Genomic DNA, 19000 nt, shown 5'->3' on the forward strand with positions numbered 1-19000 from the left:
ATAACCTTCTTTTATAGTCTCTTTGTAAACATATACTACCATATTTTTTATCACTTACTAAAAAAATCCTTGTATTGCCTAGTAAACACTTAATTTCTTCGCCTGTACAAAATGGTATCAAATAATATTAAGTGATGATGGAATCAGTTTTCAACATGATTCGCTTGGTTTTGGAATTCAATCCATTAAGGACTAATTCCAGATGCACATACAAACATTTCTTTATTTGGGTGTTTTCGAATCAGTTCATGCGCTATTTGATACGCCCAATGTATATAATTCACCTCGGTATAATTTTTTTGTTTATCAATTTCTTTTTAAATACAATAAAAAAACTCCTACCCCAAAGATTATTCATCTTGAGGACGAGAGTTGTTCACTTCGTGGTACCACCTCAGTTTATTAATATGTCACCATATTAATCTCTTCAAGTACGGCAAAATTTGCTTATACCCTATCTCTATAACGGGAAAACCCGTCGCATCATCCCTAAATCTATTAGTTCCATGCGCAGCTCCAAGTCTTTTTTTATTAAGATTCTTACTCCTCCTTCTCAGCTACTGGAGTTCTCTGTATGTAATCATTCTTAACTACTCTTCTCTTCGTTGCCATTTTTTTATAAGTTATTTTACATAAAAAAAATTACAAAGTTTCAATTGTAAAATTTTTCCATAACAAAGGATATTCAATCCTTTTTAGCGAATATATATTGGTTAGTTGTGCAGAAAGGAGAGGATACATTGCTAGGAAAATTAGAATTAGTTATCGATGCTAAAGCCAGATTAGGTGAAGGTCCTTGTTGGGATGAGCAGAAACACCTACTATACTGGGTTGATATTTTAGAAAAAAAGTTGTTTATATATAATCCGATCACGAATACAAATCGTGAAATTTCATTTGACCAACAAATTGGATGTATCGTTCCAGATGCATCTGGCGGAGTTATATTAGCAATGGAGCGCGGTTTCCATTCTCTTAATCTTGAAACAGAGGAACTAATGCTTATTCATGACCCAGAGCCTCATTTACTAGAAAACCGCTTTAACGATGGAAAATGTGACCCTGCTGGGCGTTTTTGGGCAGGAACGACAGATTTATATGGGATTAACGAAGCAGGTTCTTTATATTTCTTGGATACGGATTGTAGTGTGAAAAAACAACTAGAAAATGTAAATACATCCAATGGCTTAGCGTGGTCACCTGATCATCAATATCTTTACTTCATTGATACACCTACTAAAACAGTTACTTGTTTTGATTACGATATACATACTGGAACAATTAATAACCCAATATATATCATTACTATTCCTAATGATGATGGACTACCAGATGGCATGACAATTGATGAAGAAGGTTGTTTGTGGATTGCACATTGGGGCGGAGCTAAAGTCACAAGATGGGATCCAATAAGTGGTGAAAAAGTGTTAACGGTTCCTGTGCCAGCGCTCAATGTGACTTCCTGTACTTTTGGAGGGCCAGACTTAACAGAATTATATATTACTACTGCTAGAACAAGAATGAATCCCAATCAATTAAAAGCCTATCCAAATGCTGGTGGCGTATTTCGAATGAAAACACAGATAAAAGGCAGCCCAACGTATCCATTTCATTATAAGAAATCGCAGGTGAAAAAATGAATCGAATAGCGTACATTAGACAAGAAGAAAAAAAGTATCATGACCTTTGTTATGAGCAATACAAATTGTTCGAGGCCGGCTCTTGGCTTCACAAGCCAGTAAAAACAGTAATGGATATGATGAGTTATTTTGAAGGGAAAAAGCAAGTAAAAGTACTCGATCTCGGTTCTGGTGTCGGAAGAAATAGTATTCCAATCGCACAAAAGATACTCAATAATGGCGGAAAAGTTACATGTGTCGATTTACTAGACTCTGCATTAACAAAGTTAAAAGAAAATAGTAAAGAACACCATGTACTTGACGCAATCGAAATAATAAAAACTGAAATTGAAAATTATGATATTCAGCCTGAAAATTATGATTACATTATTGCGGTGTCGAGTTTAGAACACGTTCAGACAAAAGAATCCTTTGAAAAAGTACTCTTATCAATGAAACGTGGGACAAAACATAACGGCGTCAATTGTCTAATTGTAAATTCTAGTGTTCAAGAAATCGATTTAGCAACGAATGAAGAACTAGACGCATTAATAGAAATAAATCTTTCTACTGAAATCGTGCTGAATACACTTAAAAATATGTATAAGGGATGGAAAGAAATCCATATAGAAGTTAACCATTTGACGTATAACATCATGCGTAACGATACATCAATTCAATTAAAAACAAATGCGGTAACTTTTGTTGTTCAAAACGTGTAACCTGCAAAATCAAAAAAGGCCTCCCACTTAATCCATATGTACAGTGGAAGGCCTTAAATATTCTTTCATATGTGTTAAAAAAAAGGACAATCTATTTCATCAGTTAATGCCCACGGCTTATTTTCTACACGTTCAGTCGATTCTTTCTTTCTCACGGTTACATTTTGGGTTACATTTTTAAAAGGATTTACTTCAATTTTAAACATAGAAGTAGGTTCAATGTAAACGGAAAAAACATGGCTGCTTGGTAACGTTTTTGATACATCAATATCCCCTACTTGTTTAAATAGTTGCTGCACACCGTATAAAAAAAAGTTTGTTACATCAGATTGCTTATTAATCCAAGTAATCATTTCAGGAGATACAGATTTATTTAAATATATTTTTACCCGATCACCACATTTATACTTCTTACGCCGCATACTCACACCAACTAACTAATTGTTAGATTCGTAAACCCTAATTCTTTTTGTTTATATTCTCTATATCGTGGTGAACATGTGTAAACTAATAATCCGCGTGCATTTGTAAATAAAGGGTTATCTACAAATGTTACATTTTTTAAACGGCCTTTTTGTTTTAAAATAAGTTCCAAGCTATTTTTAATGATAACCGCTCCACCACCATAAATAAATACATATGGATCATCTTTCATATCATCAATTTTATTAATAATGTCCGTTGCAACTCGTGCAGCCAATCCTAGAAATGCTTGCTGTGACTCTTCTACTAGCATTGCATGCCTTGGGTGTTTCTCATTTAAATAAATTTGATTAAACTCTGTAATACTATCTATCGTTTTTGTTGGATGCTTCCGATTCCATCTTGTAATAATCTGCAATAAAGTTTCTTTCACTCCATAGGACAATCCTTTACTTAATTGTGGTCTAAAATTCACTCCAAATGAAACTACTTCTTCAGTTGTGCCAGCACCTATATCAAAAGATAATAATGTTTTGTCAACGAAATCAATCTCAGTTGTTTTATTTTTTTCACCTTCGACTTTGTGCTTTAAGACATTACCATCTTCATCGTATACGATTCCCCAAGTTCCAGATGCTCCTTCAGGCAAACATTTACAATACTCAATGGAGACATTTATCGTTACATCTCTTCCGTTTGGATAATGAAAAGTAACTTTATGATTTCCCATATAACGTTTCGCATTTTCTGCTGCTACTTCTTGCGTAATAGTTTGCATTGGAAGAGCAACTGATAAATCGTAGCGAATATTAATATGGTCTAATTTCGGACTATGACGCATAGCACTAATTGCTAAACCTGATAAAATCGTTAGAACCATTAATTCATCTGTAGATTTATCAGACTTCTTCTCTACTTCTGTCCCTTTTAACTGATCATTGATAACCTTTTGCCCAACAATGTAACGTACATTATTTAACATGAGAGATGGTGAATTTATAGTTACATCAATATGATTTTCCACTTCAGTTATCGGTACATCTTCTTCATCCAATAAACCTGTCGTCTCCCCAATATATAGTGAATATATACTTGGAATATAAATCGGATTTTGGCCTTTTACCATTAATTTTAAACCATTATTTCCAGCGTCTGCACCCGCTTTTAAAAGTATGGACATATTTACCCCCCAATTTAATCTGACATCCCTTCCCAATATATGCGATTTATCACTTTGACATTCAAACCAAATAAAAATCTTTTTCATTTTTGTTTTTTATATTTGTCCCTAAAATGAGAAATCAATTGTAAAGTTTTTTAAGATTATCTATTTGTGTAAAATATATTTGACATTAACCTCTACCATTTTTATACTAATAATTGTAAAGAGTTTTTTACAGTTAGTTGTAAAGGAGGAACTATATTGAATCAGAAGAAGTTTATTTTTCTAATTTCTCTACTATCATTACTTGGGGTATTCATACATGGAACATATAAATATGTAACTGGAGGAGCTATGTTAGGAGGGACTATTTTTGGTGGTTCTTTAATAATTAGTTACATAATAAATCATATTACATGGGGAGATCCAAACGGTGTGTCAGAAGAAAGTCAAGATGAAATGGGACAACACATTACATCTAAAAGTTTCAAAATTGGGTATTTTGTATTAGTTGTTATTATGTTTATTTTATTAATTTGGTCAGAAGGATTTTCTGCCTTATACTCACTTGACAATGTTCAAAACCTTCCTTTGTTTATTGCACTTTGTTCTTCATTCATTGTCATTCCACTTGTAGAGTTCATTGTTTCAAAACGATATGTATAAAGAAATATATCATAAGAGAAGACACTCCTTTACTTAGGAACGCCTTCTCTTTCTTCTTCATATTTTCTACAAACTCGTTCTAATTCTTCTAACATGTCATGAATTGATAATACTTCAAATAAAATAATAGCTTCACTTGAAAAATGATGATGATAATCATGTGGTTTATGTTCCGCTAAATCATTTTTATGATTCCAAAATTGTTGATCCAGTTCATCGATAAGTCGGTAATGTTTAAAATCAATTTCATAACAATTATTCCGCAATATCGATATCATAGATATAATTACACCTCGCAGCGCTTCTTTTTCTTTTTGGGACCATCTACATTTTTTTGTATATGTACTTGTTAAATTTTTAAGGTGATAAATAATTTGCTGCAAGATGTGAAGTTGTTTTTGAATAGCTAAAAATCTACGCATTTCTTTTTTCGTATGACGATGATATTTCCAATCCTTTTGTTCATAATGAACAAATTGAACAGCCTTTTGTAAAAGTGCCGTCAGCTTCTTAAGCTCTCTTGCTGTCTCTTTTTCGATACCCTCTCCTTGGCTAACTTGCTTTGACCATTCCTCCATAATATTGGCTGTTTTCATAAACAGTTCATTTTTGCAGTTTACGATCGTTTTCGTATAATGCGGAGGTAAAATGAGAAAGTTTACTAGTGTGGATACGATAATTCCTGTTGAAGTCGTAGCTAATCGAACAAGAAAAGTTGAAAAATAATGATCCGCAGTAACTGGTATCATTGCCACCGCGGTTAAGGTCGCAACTAACGTACCAGCATGCAATTTAAATTTTTGACATGTTACAATTGTAAACATCACTGCCAACGCATACGAAATAGCTTGGTGACCAAATAAAAACGTAAATGTCATCGCATATGCCGAACCAATCGTTGAAGCCGGAAAGCGAATCAATCCTTTCTTTATCGAGTCTGTTGCGGCGGTTCAATTGTTACAATTGCTGTAATAACAGCAAAAATTGTAGGGATATTGAGAAAGTCACAAACTAAAACTGTAAGAAAGACCGCAATCCCAGTTTTTATGACTCTTCCCCCAATTAAATTCTATTTTCTTACTTGATACATTCACGAATTCCTTCATTTCTGTTTCATTTTTACATCTTTACAAAATATTATTCCACCCATATCGTAACAAATAAAAAACCTTACTGCATAAAATATTTTTTGGAGTAAGGTTTTTTACTATAATTATTTACTTTTCTAATGGTAAATATAAAACAAGTTGTCTTCCAATCGGGCCCATTCTTCTTTGACCTCTATCTTCAAAGCCTACTTTTAAATATAACTTTTGAGCAGGTATATTCCGTTCGTTTACAGCTAGTACAATTTCATTTTTATTCGGAAAATAGGATGCAACAAAGTCATGCAACGATGCTAATCCTTTTTGGGCATACCCTTTTCCTTGTTTCTCATAATTGATAGAAAAGGCAATTAAAAGTAAAGCATTCGGATTATCTGTGTATTCAGCTACCCTTGCTCCTGATTGCAATGCAAAAACTCCAACTGGTATTTGGTTTGCTGTAATGACTACAACATTTCGTGTTGTATCTTTTTTTGCTTTTTCTAGTAAGTCACTTGGTTTTGCTGTAAATTGAATTTGTTCACCAGGTAAAGTAAATATTTCTATGATTTCTTTATATTTTTCATCATATGGAATTAGCTGAATCTCTTCTGTTTGTAAATTCACTTTTATTTCCCCCATCTCTTTTCGATTATTTAAAAATATTTCGATAGAACTTTGTGAATTATCGAACTTCAAATCCCTAATTATAATTAAAACATATACTCACCTTTAAATAAACTGAATATTAATAGATAATAAAAAACATCTCGCACTATATAGCACGAGATGTTTTTATTATCTGTTAAGATGATTATTCGATTGATCATTTTGTTCTTTTCTTAATTCATTCTCTTCATCTTTCCGTAATTGTTTATCATTATCTTTAATCGGATTTGTTTCTTTATTCTCTATCATATCATTTGGTACTTGCGGCATAACACGTCCCACAATGGCAGCAAGCTCATCAAGAATTCCTTCTCCTGCTTTCCCATGTCTAATTTGATTACCCATTTGTTTTAATCTTTCATACGTATCAACATCAGCTACAACTACTGCATTTGCACCATTTGGATCATGTTTTAGACTTTCAGCAACAGCATACTTGATTGATTCTACTCGGGAGCGATCCAATTTTGCTTTTACATCTATCCCAACGACTGCGTATTTTCCTACAACTACTGCTGTCGCATCTCTTACGCCTGGTATACTAGCAGCTAAAGATGCTAAATGATCAGCTACCTTTTCATTTGGTCTGTTTTGATCTGTCCTATAATTAACGTTTCTCATAGAAATATTTTTTTGTTCTGGTTTTTCTTGTGCATTATCTTGCTTCCCAACGCTACATCCAGTAATAGCAAAACAAATCATAAGCATGTATATAAGAAGTTTCATTATTCTCACCACTTTATCATTGATGTTTAATCATAAACCTTTTCTACAGCCTGCATCTTTTGCACTTTTTCTTCTGTTCCGTCATTTGCATTAATAAAAATTTGATACGTGTCTTTTCCTAATGTACCAACAAATTCATAACACAGTACTTCCTTATGCACATCATTTACAACAACAGCTTGACGTTCTTCCATTACTTTTACATCTGGATTGATTTTCTTTCTTGCATCAGCAACTGTTAATTGTGCAGTTGGAATAGTCCGTTTTTGATGTGATGCTAAATAGTCCTTTGCTGAAAAACCAACAATTGATCCATCATCTAAAGCGATTTTCATTTGAATTGCTTCTGGATAAATACGCACATTATTTTCATTAACAACGTACGTAAACACACCAATATTATCGTATTGTGAACTATCATAGAGCTCCATATTGGTGAACTTATGGTCCTTTAAGAATGTTAGTCCTTTATTCCCTGCTTCATTCAAACTTATTTTTTGTTCCTTAATCTCGCGGTTATTCATTACCCAAATTGGATATCCACCTTTTTCGGTAATATCCATATAAAATTCATTCTTTGTTGCAGGATCTTGAATTTTCACACTGTAAAAAGATTCTTTCGCACCTTTTCCACTTTTCTCAACTTCTACTTTTTCATGTCCTTTTAAATTTAAAAACGTTTTTGCGATTTTTGCCGCTTCATCTTTTGAAATTGCTTTACCCGTTGCTTCAAATCCGCCTTTTTTAGCTTTTTGCATACTTGTAAAAGTCGGCCCAAAATTATTTGACGAATAGGATGCGACGTTCTTTTCAACCGTTTTGAGCCCATCAATAATTGTGTTATCTGCTGGATCTTTATTTGATGCAAGCGCAAGTTCTACATCCATCCAACGCAAATTATTTTTTAAAACAAGATGTTGCACTTTCCGAAGCTCGTCTTGAATATCACTTGCATTTGAATATAAATTTTGCAATGATTTGTATTCTTGATCATTTAAAGGTTCTTTCTCTAAATCACGAATTGCAGTGCGATAACTAAAATCACCAATATTCGCTAGAAATTCCTCCGTTTTATTAAACGGCATTAATGTTAAAGGGAGTTGTCCTACATCAGAACGAGCTTCCGATGTTAGACGCCATACATCCGCTAATGCCGGTGATAAAGATGTGCGCGAATTCATTGCGAGTGTCGTTCCAATTTTATCGTGCAGTAAATCAACCTCATATGCTAAATCATGAAATGCACGCTGATAACTATTTTCAGCTCGAATCAATACCGCATTTTTTTCTTGGTGTTCTTTATACCCCCAATATCCTGTTCCAACTACGCCGATTGTTAATAATACAATTACGATACCTCTTAACATGTCTTCACCTCCGCTCTATTTACAGAAAATATGTTTGCCGATTTTTTTAATTTGCGGTCGAGTCCAAATCCATTTACTCGTTGCCGTATCTGGATTGAAATAATACAGTGCATTTCCGGTAGGATCCCAGCCATTAATCGCATCTAATACAGCTTTTTTCGCCGTTTCATTTGGCGTTAAATAAATTTGTCCATCAGCAACTGCTGTAAATGCACGTGGTTCAAAAATTACCCCCGAAACTGTATTCGGGAATGATGCACTTGTCACGCGATTCAAAATAACTGCCGCAACTGCTACTTGCCCTAAATATGGTTCACCACGTGATTCACCATAAACTGCATTCGCCATTAATTGAATATCATTTTGCGAGTAACCATTTGGTACATTTGTACCTTTATTCTGGGCTGGTTTTTTACCTTGTCCACCCGTCTGTCCTTTATTAGCAGTCGATTTCTCATACTTTGTCGCTTTTGCGAGCATCTGCTTCGTCTTAGCCCCTGCTAAGCCATCTACAGGTAAACCAAACTTTTGTTGAAAGTTTCGCAGTGCCCAATATGTACCCCAGCCAAATACACCGTCCACATTTCCTTTATAAAATCCGTTATATTTCAAGCGAGACTGTAATTCAATAACATCCTCTCCAGAGGCACCTCTTTGAATCACTTGATTAGAAAAGGCTTGGACATTTCTCGTTTGCCCACTACTAACAATTACAGATATACCGATTAATACAAATATAATCAGTATTTTAAAAATAACTGTATGACGCATATGTTCCCTCCTTATTTGCAGTAATGATTTCATGGTTATGTTTTGTAAATAAAATACTTTTATGTAAAGAAGACAAAAAAATCCAAACTTATATGATTTAGACTGCATGTATACAATAAGGAAAACGAATAAAAGGAGTTTATTATGAAGCGCATTTTTGCATGTTTCGTATTAGGAATTGTATTTTTTTCAACATATTGCAATACGTATACTCATCCATCTGTCGTTTATGCGCAACCACCATACGCAAAATGGGGGAAACTTGCAGTTGAAAAAACGAAAGAAAAATATCCAAAAGCGCAAATTATTGATTACCTTCATATTGGAAGAAAACCAAAGACAGTGAACATAACAACTGAAAAATTTAAATTATGGCTGCGTGAAGATGGAAAAGAGTATGGGGTTTTTGTTGATGTAGAGTTTGATACGAAGACTGAGAAGTTTTTGAAGATTACATTTCAGAAAAGCAGTAGATAAAGTTTAACTAACCAAGCTGATACAGGCTTTTATTTTCTCACCTATATTCTGTTATTTCTTTGATTCTTAACATTATAATCTTACTGTCAACGAATAGCGGGATTAAAAAAGAGGGAATCATTTCGATCCCCTCTTTTTTATTACTATTTAACTTTACATCCACATAAAAAACAAGAGTTTATGAAAACTCTTGTACATGCTCTATAAATAATTTTAATGGTACTAATCCACGCTTTGGCATTTGACTACTTATGACTGCCACAAGTTCTAACTGTGGAATAATGATAATGTATTGTCCACCGTATCCCATTGCAAAATATATACAATACGGTATGTGAAATCTTCTGTTATCTAATACCCACCAGTGATAGCCATATGCTCCAACATGTTCATATGTTAAAAAACGATTCTTACTTGATTGTTCAATCCAACTTGAAGATATAACCTTTTCTCCATGCCAGTATCCATTTTGTAAACATAATAGTCCTAATTTTAATAAATCGTCCGCTTTCATTTTCATGCCAAATCCACCAACATAAATATCTTGTGGATCTTGTTGCCACTCATATTCGGTAATTTGTAAAGGAGTAAATAGATATTCCTTTGCGAACTGCTCTGTTGTCTTTCCAGTTGCTACTTGTACAATATAACTTAGAAGATGCGAAGAACCTGAATTATAATTCATTTTTGTACCCAACTCTTCTATTAAAGGCTTCTGCAAAATATATTTTACCCAATCATCTGATTCCACAAAATCGTTTGGAAATACAACTCCATTTCCGAACTCCTTCCATTCTTCACCAGTTGTCATTGTTAGTAAGTGATAAATGGTTAATTCTTTCTTTTCTTTGGGTACATTCGGAATCCACTTTACTATAGGTGTATGTATATCATTTATATAACCTTTGTCTATTGCTATACCGATTAAAATCGATACGATACTTTTCGTGATAGAATTAATTTTATATAAATTGTCTGCACATTCTTTTGTTTTATAATAATTTGTCGTTAATTCACCTTTTTGGTATACGAGAAATGCATTCACTTTCTTTTTCATAAATATATTTTCTAACTTGTAAAAATCCAATATATGTTCCTCCAAATGCATACTTTTTCTTGTTATTCTTTACTATTCTACGCAAATCCAATAAATATTTCTATTTATATATACCTTCTTAGAAAAAGTGAACCTTTAACCAGTGAAGATTTCCCTCACCTCACTACTTTGTTGTTCCATTATCATGAATATACATTTTACTATTTGCCATTCTATAAATGGAGGTGAGTGAAATGAAAAAACAATACGCTAAGGAAGTAAATGTAGATAAAAATAAAAATGACTATAATACTGTTGGACTTGATCAAGATGAACAAGCTATGAACGGCCTATATGGAATGCCTGAAACAAATATTGAAGATAGAGCTAGAAAAAATAACAACGAATTATAAAAAAAAATCAGCATCTCTTAGGAGATGCTGATTTTTTTATAATTTTGTCCGCACATTCCAAAGTTCAGGGAAAAAGCGTTGATCAAGAACACGTTTTAAATACGATACTCCAGACGATCCACCAGTACCCATTTTATGACCAATAATACGTTCTACTGTTTTCATATGACGGAATCGCCACTGCTGGAGCCAATCTTCAATATCGATTAATTTCTCCGCAAGTTGATATAAATCCCAGTATTTTTTCACATCAGCGTAAACTTCTAACCATGCTGCTTCAACTGTCGCGTCTTCTTCATAAGGCTGTGTAATATCACGATTTAATAGATCTTTATTAATTGGGAACCCTTCCTTTACAAGCGCCTGAATCGCAACATCGTATAGACTTGGTGAATGAAGTGCTTTATGCAAACGAGCGTGTAACTCTGGGTCTTTTTCATAAATCTTTAATGCGTGCGGTGTTTTATACCCAAGCGCATACTCGATCATACGGTATTGATAAGATTGGAACCCTGATGCTTGACCGAGTGAATCACGAAACTCAATATATTCAGATGGTGTGAGCGTCGCAAGAATATCCCATGATTGAATAATTTGCGATTGAATTTTTGAAACGCGCGCAAGCATTTTAAAAGCTGGTGCCAATCTTTCATTTTGAATCGATTCAATCGCTGCGCTCAGTTCATGTAAAATTAGCTTCATCCACAGTTCACTCGCTTGATGAATAATAATAAACAGCATCTCATCATGATGGTCGGAAAGTCTTTTTTGACTTCCTAGTAGACTATCTAATTGTAAGTACTCTCCATATGTCATATTCTCTTTGAAATCTGTGTGGATTCCTTTTTCCATAATTACTTTTTCGTTTTCTTTCATAAGCTGAACTCCCCTTCTATGCATTATGACTATTCTATAGTGGTCTTATTACCGCACGAACTGGACTACCATCTGCATCTGTTAATGCAAGCGGCAAGGCAATCAGTTCATAATCTCCGTCTTGTACGTGATCTAATACAACGTTTTCTAAAATATGAATACCGTGCTTAAATAGTTGGTGATGCACTGCTAATTCTTTATCATCAAGCGGATCTACAGAAGGTACATCCACTCCAATTAATCGAATGCCTTTTTCCGAAAGAAACGGTGCAATATCAGCACGTAAATACGGTATTGTTTTAGGAAATTGTTGTGCATTTCCATGTGAAGAGGTCCGTAGTAACAATCTCTCTACACCATCTAACACAAATCCCTCTAATTCTTTTGCGCCAATACTTTCCATACCTGATACATCAATGATTCGAGCTTTCCCAACATAGATATTAACATCTAAATCTAGTACCCTTTTTCCGTTGTTATCAAAATGGAATGGTGCATCAATATGCGTTCCCGTATGAATGCTCATCGTTAACTTTCCAACATTGACAGATCCACTTTGTTCTTTTGACCACGAAACTTCATATGAAAACGGTGTATCTCCTGGCCATGTCGCAATCTCATTATTTAATGGCTGTGAAATATCAATCCAGTCAGATTCTTTCATTGCTTAAGCCACAACCTCTCGCTTATTTTCAAATTTTTTATATTCTTCATCCTTCATGATTTTCTTTAAAATTTGCACAGACTTCCAAACCTCTTCGTAAGTGTTGTATAAAGCAACTGGCGCAAGGCGAACTCCATTTGGTGCACGGAAATCTGGAATCACTCCATTTGCTTTTAAGGCTTTACATATACGTGCTGCTTCTGGATGTTCTAAATAAATATGGCCCCCGCGTTTATCATCTTCTAATGGATTTCCAATTGTAAATCCCATATCCTTCAATTCATGATTGATTAAATTTAGCATATAGCCGGTAATGTGTAATGATTTTTCTCGTAATCTTTCAATACCAGCTTCTTTGAAAATCTCAAGTGAGCCGATTAGTGGAGCTGTACTTAAAACATGCGGTGTCCCAATTTGATATGCTCCGGCATGTTCAGCCGCTGTTAATATATGTTCCATATCAAATTGCTTATCTTTTCTTGAACTAAACCAACCAGAAAGCCCTGGCAGACGATCGAAATGTTTCTTGTTTACATATAACCCAGCAACACCACCAGGGCCTGCATTTAAATATTTATAATTACACCATACTGCGAAATCAACATCCCATCCCTTGAAATCATGCGGAATGGAACCGATGGAATGGCATAAATCAAAACCAATATGGATACCACGTTTATGTGCTTCAGCGGTTAATCGCTTCATATCAAGAATTTGCCCACTACGATATAACACAGCTGGTAATAAGATTAACGTAATATCATCCGTCATTGCATCAATAATATCTTCCTCTTGAAGTGTTCTACCATCTCGGCTCTTTACTCGTACAAGATGTTCATTTGGATCTAGTCCTTTTAAACGGATTTGACTTTGCAAAGCATAAATATCAGATGGGAACGTTAATTCATCGGCAAGAATCTTTGTTCGAATTCCTTTCGGTTCATAAAACGTCGCAATGACTTGATGAATATTTGTTGTCGTGGAACCGGTTACAATTACTTCTTCGGGCAAAGCGCCAACAAGTGGAGCAGTTAATTCACCTAATCGCTCTGAAAGAAAGAACCACGGATGTTCTCCCTCTGTCCATCCGTCAATACCATACTCTTTCCATGAATCTAGCATAGTAAGTAAGGATTTCTCTGCTCTTTTCGAAAGTAACCCCAGTGAATTTCCATCTAAATATATTGTATCTACTTTTTTATAAAATTCTTTTTGAAAATCAGCAAGATCATCGTGTTTATCACATTCCATTGCATACTCATAAGACGGTTCAAATGGTTTTTGATACATTCTTTCACCTTCTCTTAATTTTCTTTTTATTCTAACTAGTTGAAATATACCATTATAACTGACATAACGTCAATGATATTATGTCAGTTGACTTTTAGTATTCACTTCTACTAGAATAAAGTTATATTTTCAGATATTTCAGTATAAAAGAGGTGTTATTTATGGAAAAAGGTCTTCTTTCAACAAGACAACAGCGATCTATAGAAACGAGAAATAAGTTATTAAAATCCGCACGCGATGTTTTTTTAGAAAACGGATTTCACAAAACAACAATCTCTCAAATTATTAAACATGCTGAAACTGGTTATGGTACAGCATATGTTTATTTTAAAAATAAAGATGAGCTCCTTATTGTCCTTATGGAAGATGTTATGAATCGTTTTTATCAAATTGCCGAACGATCCTTTTTTCCTAAAACAAAAAAAGAAGCTCACGGTATGATACAAAATCAAGTGCGAGCTTTTTTACAATTAGCTGAGGAAGAAAGAAACATTCTACAAGTCGTTGAAGAAGCTATTGGTACATCAAAAGAAGTTCGCAAAAAATGGAATGAAATTCGCGAACGTTTTATTAGCCGAATTATACAAGATATTACCTATTCTCAAAATAATGGATTAGCTAGAAAAGAATTAAATAAAGCAATTGTGGCACGCAGTTGGTTTTATATGAACGAAATGTTTCAATGGGAGATCGTCCGAAATGAGATTGATGTAAAACTAGAGAAGATTGTTTGTACATTAACAGAGATGTATACAGCAGGCTTATATAAAAATGAATAGCACACTCTCGTCTCTATAAAGAAAGTGTGCTATTCAATCGTTTATAGGAATATTTCTTCTGGATATGGCAATGCTAGTTTTGGTCTTTCATGTAATGAAAAGTATTGAAGTTTTAATGATTCTCCATCTATCGCCTTCAATTCTCCTTCTATTACTTCGCATTCAAACACAACAATGATATATTCCACCTGATCTCCATTTGAGTAGGTATGGCGAAAGTCTTCTCCTCCATATACGCCTTTTATCCCTTTTATTTGTACTCGTAAACCTGTTTCCTCCCACACTTCGCGAACAACTGCTTCTTCTGGTGTTTCACCAGGTTCAATTGCACCTGCAGGAAGACTCCAAAATTTTCCGCCGGGATATTGAAATAAGATCTCTCCTAACTCATTTTTTATGACCGCCGCTACACTTGGCATGAAAATAAGATCAGATCCTAATTTTTCACGGATTTGTTTGTAGTATGTAGAAATTGGCATATTTATTCTCCTTATATATTTTCTATTTATACAAATCTTTGTAAGTAATTCTTTTTTTATGTATGTATTCCTTCCTTAGTAATTTTTTATAAACTATTATGTAATGGATTTGCTTCATTATGAAATCTATTGAAATACTCACAACAAATAAGCCACCGAGGTTGTCTCGGTAGCTTATTTAGAAATCAATTAAAAAATCAAACTTGAATTAACTTTCCTGCATCAATTTTATATTGCATTTCTGCTACATGATTGATAAAGGTTTGATCATGAGATACAAATACGATTGTTCCTTCATATGCGGCCATAAACCGTTCCAAAGCCTCAATCGCATGAATATCTAAAAAGTTGGTCGGTTCGTCTAACAATAAAATGTTATATTCCCCCAAGAACAGCTGGCAAAGCTGAAGACGAATTGCTTCTCCCCCGCTTAATGATTTCACACTCTTTATTATATCTGTGCCAACAAACTGCATCGAGTGTAAAACACTTCGTAAAAATCCTTTATCATATTCCGAACGATTTTTCACAAATTGCAATACCGTTTCAGTACTCGTAAATTGATAGCTCATCTGATTAAAGTAGCCAATCTTTGCTTTTGGTGAAATAGTTAATCCCGCGCCATGATTCGCAATATGGTGAAGCAAGGTACTTTTACCACTACCATTTGCACCAGTAATCGCTATTTTTTTACCGAGCGGTAATTGAAAACTTACTTCGTCTAATAACACCTTTTCCTGCACTTGAAGAGTTATCCGATCTGCCATAATTGGGAACTTATTATGCAGTTCACTCGCCTTTGATTGACGGAACACAATTTTTCGTTCCTCTTGTACAGCTTCAATTTTTTGCAGCCTTTCCATTCTTTGTTCAATCGCTTTTGCTGCGCGATGCACTGCTTTTTGACTCGTGCCTTTCGATTTCGATTCAAACATACGATTCGCTTTCGCCTTTGATTCTTTCTTTGACATATTTCCCGCTTGCGCGATTTTGTTAGCCTTTTTCATTTTTTCCTGCGCCGCTTTTTCAAGTCGATTTTTTTCTTTTATAAATTGCTCGTGAGCTTGCTTCTGTTGTTCCCGTTCTAACTGCTTTTGCATTATATATTCGCTATAATTTCCGGAATATACGTGCACCTTTCCTCCATGTATTTCCCAAATCGTTGTAACAAGTTCATCTAAGACAGCACGGTCATGACTAATTAAAACTAACGCTCCATAGTAATATCGCAATTCATCAAGTAAAAATGAAATGCCGCTTTGGTCCAAATGTGTTGTCGGCTCATCAATTAGTAATACTTCGTGATAATGTGTAAATAGTTGTGCAAGCTTTAATCTTGTTTGTTCTCCGCCGCTTAGCCCATTAGAATTTTTCGGAACAGCTAATCTTCCGAGTAATGCTGCATCAACTTCGCTAGTTGTAGGAGCTTCAAGTTGTTCAAAATAACCTGGGTCCACATAACGTTTCACTACACCTTTTGTTGGCTTAACTTTACCAGCAAGTAACTTTAATAACGTACTTTTCCCAACGCCGTTCTTTCCCACAATACCGATGCGATCAAATTGATGCACGGCTAATCGTTCCATTTTTAACACTTCTTTATCTAAATATATTACTTCAACATTCTCTAATTCAAAACATAATTTTTCCATATTCGCTACCTCCGAAATTTTGTGATTTCGTATCGATAGCTAGGATCGATACGAGCTTCTATTTCAAGCTCGTATCAATAGAAAAGTAACATCATCATATAAAGCCCTCCAATCATTAAAAAAGAAAATAAAAAAACCACAGACAATCCGCCTGTGATTCAGAGTAAAGGGATTAAACCAATCCTTTAAAGATAAATAGAAATAACATTCACCAAATAAACCTCCCTTTTTGCTAAATACAAAAAAGGAAATTTATACGAAAATAAAGAAAGGCAGAACAATCCACCTTTCTTCATATTACATAATTGTATTGGAAATGAAGATGATTAAAAAAGGACAGACTACTCCCGTTTACTCTGCATATACAAACAGAGTCTTTGAACGTATTCAATTACTGGTTCAAAGTTGGGAAACGTAATTTCATTGCGTGTGTCATTTTTTAATAATCCTCCTAAAAAATTTATCGTATAATGACATTATTATAGAATTCCTTTTACAAAAAGTCAAAGAAAAATAATACCTTCTCGCCTAAATTACTTCTTTCATTTTAGCACAAACCTTCATAGTATTTATCGTCTTTTAGACATTCAATTAAGAAAGGGATAACGATTATTTAAAATATTTTAACAAGGGAACAAATATATAAAATCGCTACCGCCAAACAAATAATTCCTACAAGCTTATTTTCGTTCTCGTTCCTCCTATATGTTTGTAGACCGATACCAACGACCATACACCCTAACAGCAACTGTGTAATCAGCATACTTTGTTTCGAGCCATCACCCCAGCTATAAACGGTGTATCCCATTAAAACGATTGCTAATACAAAGGTCACAGTTCTTATAATCAAACAGACATCTCCTTTTTATCTTATTTTATTGCAATCTACTCACAATCCCAAAAATAAACTTATACTCATTTCGCTTCTTTTTTACTTTCTTAAACCCTTCTTTTGAATCAAAAATCAAACAAGTTTTTCTAAACCAAACTCGCAAATAGTATGATTCAACATTTATAGGTTTTACAACTCCTTTTTGCTCATACTCTGTTCCATCTTCTCGTTCTATTTCTGTTCGAACCAACCATCTATTTCCGATTCCAATTTCTATGTACTTCACTTATAACTCCCCTTTTATAAAATGCTTGTAATCTTCTCTTAGGAAATGTTGTTCTAAACATTCTACTATTTCCCTGGTAAGCGCATGTTTTGACAGATTTCCCTTTGTTTCTCCGTTAATAAAAGTTAGAGAAAGGAGAAAGTTTTAAAATACCGAATAACTCAAAAATCAGTAAATATTTTCTTTAGAAAGGTATGTGTGTTATGAATAATCAATTTACTACTCTATTAAGTGAAATGATTTTTGTAGAAAGACGAAATAAATTTCAAAATCCAGATGTTGTTCTCTATCATCCTGGTCATTACACCGAATTAAATGAACAAATTATTACATTATTTCATGAGGAAAGCTTTAAAACAATTATGATTCCAAGTGTACATAATGCATTTTTAAATGCAAATGAGTTTATTTTTCATAAAGAAATACTAGTTAAATCAGGAATTCCTAAGGAGCTAGTGATTCCAATAACAGGAGAAGCCAGTACAGCTAACGATGTTATCAAAAACGCAATGCTTCATCTATGTACAACAACCGTACACAAAAATATTTTATTAGCAGGTAAAACCTTTTTTATGAAAAGATTCTTACTTATTGCAACAGCATTTGCTACGAATGACATGACTATTGATGTTCTTCCATTACAAGATCATAGAAACCTTACGAAAGATACATGGCCTTTAACAGATATCGGTAAAAAAAGAGTGTTGAATGAATATCATATGATTTCCCGATTCCTTCAAGGGGTCCTACCACACATCCATCAACTTAAGAATTTTATAACGCCCCCAAATAAGATTTTTTTACATTTTTACCCCAGAAATATCAATTTTACTGTTTTGGGGGTGTTTTTTTCACTAGCTTGATGGGTATGGGGTAGTGCCACACATCCATCAACTTAAGGTATATTTTCATACAAAATGCGGTCTTTTCATATAGTTTATTATTATCTTTTATAGATTTTATAAAAGTGGGCATATCAAATAAACCCTGACGGGTTTCAATTTTT

Annotated in this window: 21 protein-coding genes, 3 pseudogenes and 1 other annotated feature; of the genes and pseudogenes, 7 read left to right on the forward strand and 17 right to left on the reverse strand. The window is 34.0% G+C overall.

Annotated elements, in window-relative coordinates; all coding sequences use genetic code 11:
• Window positions 1-188: 188 nt before the first annotated feature.
• Window positions 189-275 (reverse strand): annotated as a pseudogene (locus tag AAIE21_RS11980) (lysine--tRNA ligase); the annotation flags it as partial.
• Window positions 276-358: 83 nt separating this feature from the next.
• Window positions 359-615: a binding site (T-box leader), on the reverse strand.
• A gap of 125 nt (window positions 616-740) precedes the next feature.
• On the opposite strand from AAIE21_RS11980, the gene AAIE21_RS11985 reads away from it, so the two are divergent.
• A complete protein-coding gene (locus AAIE21_RS11985) occupies window positions 741-1640 on the forward strand; it encodes an SMP-30/gluconolactonase/LRE family protein (RefSeq protein ID WP_343266969.1) in 900 nt (299 codons plus the stop codon).
• A complete protein-coding gene (locus AAIE21_RS11990; RefSeq protein WP_343266970.1) occupies window positions 1637-2341 on the forward strand; it encodes a class I SAM-dependent methyltransferase in 705 nt (234 codons plus the stop codon). The genes AAIE21_RS11985 and AAIE21_RS11990 overlap by 4 nt, the downstream gene beginning before the upstream one ends.
• Before the next feature lie 74 nt (window positions 2342-2415).
• On the opposite strand, the gene AAIE21_RS11995 is transcribed toward AAIE21_RS11990, so the two are convergent.
• Complete coding sequence (locus AAIE21_RS11995; protein WP_343266971.1) at window positions 2416-2763, reverse strand: hypothetical protein; 348 nt, start codon at window positions 2761-2763, stop codon at window positions 2416-2418.
• Between the two features lie 11 nt (window positions 2764-2774).
• Entirely contained in the window at window positions 2775-3944 is a 1170-nt protein-coding gene (locus AAIE21_RS12000) for a ParM/StbA family protein (RefSeq protein ID WP_343266972.1), read from the reverse strand.
• A 243-nt stretch (window positions 3945-4187) separates the two neighbouring features.
• Between AAIE21_RS12000 and AAIE21_RS12005 the strand changes: the two genes are divergently transcribed.
• Window positions 4188-4592 carry a hypothetical protein gene (locus tag AAIE21_RS12005; RefSeq protein WP_343266973.1) on the forward strand — a complete coding sequence of 135 codons (405 nt, stop codon included), beginning with the start codon at window positions 4188-4190 and terminating at the stop codon, window positions 4590-4592.
• 29 nt (window positions 4593-4621) lie between these two features.
• On the opposite strand, the pseudogene AAIE21_RS12010 reads toward AAIE21_RS12005, so the two are convergent.
• From AAIE21_RS12010 to sleB, 5 genes and pseudogenes are all read right to left on the reverse strand, one after another.
• Window positions 4622-5655, reverse strand: a pseudogene (locus AAIE21_RS12010) (aromatic acid exporter family protein).
• Window positions 5656-5809: 154 nt separating this feature from the next.
• The gene (locus AAIE21_RS12015) at window positions 5810-6319 is read right to left on the reverse strand and encodes a GNAT family N-acetyltransferase (protein WP_343267008.1); all 510 of its coding nucleotides are present in this window, start codon (window positions 6317-6319) and stop codon (window positions 5810-5812) included.
• A gap of 156 nt (window positions 6320-6475) precedes the next feature.
• A complete protein-coding gene (locus AAIE21_RS12020) occupies window positions 6476-7072 on the reverse strand; it encodes a YhcN/YlaJ family sporulation lipoprotein (protein WP_343266974.1) in 597 nt (198 codons plus the stop codon).
• A gap of 26 nt (window positions 7073-7098) precedes the next feature.
• A complete protein-coding gene (gene ypeB / locus AAIE21_RS12025; protein WP_343266975.1) occupies window positions 7099-8439 on the reverse strand; it encodes a germination protein YpeB in 1341 nt (446 codons plus the stop codon).
• 15 nt (window positions 8440-8454) lie between these two features.
• Window positions 8455-9210 carry a spore cortex-lytic enzyme gene (sleB, locus tag AAIE21_RS12030; RefSeq protein WP_343266976.1) on the reverse strand — a complete coding sequence of 252 codons (756 nt, stop codon included), beginning with the start codon at window positions 9208-9210 and terminating at the stop codon, window positions 8455-8457.
• 144 nt (window positions 9211-9354) lie between these two features.
• On the opposite strand from sleB, the gene AAIE21_RS12035 reads away from it, so the two are divergent.
• The gene (locus tag AAIE21_RS12035; protein WP_343266977.1) at window positions 9355-9687 is read left to right on the forward strand and encodes a YqzG/YhdC family protein; all 333 of its coding nucleotides are present in this window, start codon (window positions 9355-9357) and stop codon (window positions 9685-9687) included.
• A gap of 178 nt (window positions 9688-9865) precedes the next feature.
• Here AAIE21_RS12035 and AAIE21_RS12040 read toward each other — a convergent pair whose 3' ends face one another.
• Entirely contained in the window at window positions 9866-10774 is a 909-nt protein-coding gene (locus AAIE21_RS12040) for a serine hydrolase domain-containing protein (protein WP_343266978.1), read from the reverse strand.
• Window positions 10775-10977: 203 nt separating this feature from the next.
• Between AAIE21_RS12040 and AAIE21_RS12045 the strand changes: the two genes are divergently transcribed.
• Window positions 10978-11136: a DUF4021 domain-containing protein gene (locus AAIE21_RS12045; protein ID WP_343266979.1), complete on the forward strand. Its 159-nt coding sequence runs from the start codon at window positions 10978-10980 to the stop codon at window positions 11134-11136.
• Window positions 11137-11172: 36 nt separating this feature from the next.
• Here the strand turns inward: AAIE21_RS12045 and kynA are convergent, their stop codons facing one another.
• From kynA to kynU, 3 genes are read right to left on the reverse strand one after another with little or no spacing between them, the layout of a single operon-like run.
• Entirely contained in the window at window positions 11173-12012 is an 840-nt protein-coding gene (gene kynA, locus AAIE21_RS12050) for a tryptophan 2,3-dioxygenase (protein WP_343266980.1), read from the reverse strand.
• A gap of 34 nt (window positions 12013-12046) precedes the next feature.
• Window positions 12047-12676 (reverse strand): arylformamidase, encoded by a 630-nt coding sequence (kynB, locus tag AAIE21_RS12055; protein WP_343266981.1) that lies wholly within the window; start codon window positions 12674-12676, stop codon window positions 12047-12049.
• A gap of 3 nt (window positions 12677-12679) precedes the next feature.
• Window positions 12680-13966: a kynureninase gene (gene kynU / locus AAIE21_RS12060; protein ID WP_343266982.1), complete on the reverse strand. Its 1287-nt coding sequence runs from the start codon at window positions 13964-13966 to the stop codon at window positions 12680-12682.
• A 161-nt stretch (window positions 13967-14127) separates the two neighbouring features.
• On the opposite strand from kynU, the gene AAIE21_RS12065 reads away from it, so the two are divergent.
• A complete protein-coding gene (locus tag AAIE21_RS12065; RefSeq protein ID WP_343266983.1) occupies window positions 14128-14745 on the forward strand; it encodes a TetR/AcrR family transcriptional regulator in 618 nt (205 codons plus the stop codon).
• A 41-nt stretch (window positions 14746-14786) separates the two neighbouring features.
• On the opposite strand, the gene AAIE21_RS12070 is transcribed toward AAIE21_RS12065, so the two are convergent.
• The 5 genes from AAIE21_RS12070 to AAIE21_RS12085 all read right to left on the reverse strand — a co-directional run bounded on the left by AAIE21_RS12070 (window position 14787) and on the right by AAIE21_RS12085 (window position 17994).
• The gene (locus tag AAIE21_RS12070; protein WP_343266984.1) at window positions 14787-15224 is read right to left on the reverse strand and encodes an NUDIX domain-containing protein; all 438 of its coding nucleotides are present in this window, start codon (window positions 15222-15224) and stop codon (window positions 14787-14789) included.
• Between the two features lie 197 nt (window positions 15225-15421).
• On the reverse strand, window positions 15422-16876 hold the full coding sequence (locus tag AAIE21_RS12075) for an Msr family ABC-F type ribosomal protection protein (RefSeq protein WP_343266985.1): 1455 nt from the start codon (window positions 16874-16876) through the stop codon (window positions 15422-15424).
• Between the two features lie 391 nt (window positions 16877-17267).
• The gene (locus AAIE21_RS29595; RefSeq protein ID WP_135111488.1) at window positions 17268-17312 is read right to left on the reverse strand and encodes an erythromycin resistance leader peptide; all 45 of its coding nucleotides are present in this window, start codon (window positions 17310-17312) and stop codon (window positions 17268-17270) included.
• Between the two features lie 177 nt (window positions 17313-17489).
• Window positions 17490-17726, reverse strand: coding sequence for a hypothetical protein (locus AAIE21_RS12080; RefSeq protein WP_481858674.1), 237 nt, complete (start codon window positions 17724-17726; stop codon window positions 17490-17492).
• Window positions 17727-17751: 25 nt separating this feature from the next.
• Complete coding sequence (locus AAIE21_RS12085) at window positions 17752-17994, reverse strand: DUF3977 family protein (protein WP_343266986.1); 243 nt, start codon at window positions 17992-17994, stop codon at window positions 17752-17754.
• A 203-nt stretch (window positions 17995-18197) separates the two neighbouring features.
• Here AAIE21_RS12085 and AAIE21_RS12090 point away from each other — a divergent pair.
• Window positions 18198-18734: pseudogene (locus AAIE21_RS12090) on the forward strand (hypothetical protein); the annotation flags it as partial.
• Window positions 18735-19000 lie beyond the last annotated feature (266 nt).

It is taken from the genome of Paenibacillus sp. 102, from assembly GCF_039549175.1.
Taxonomy (GTDB): Bacteria; Bacillota; Bacilli; order Bacillales; family Bacillaceae_G; genus Bacillus_A.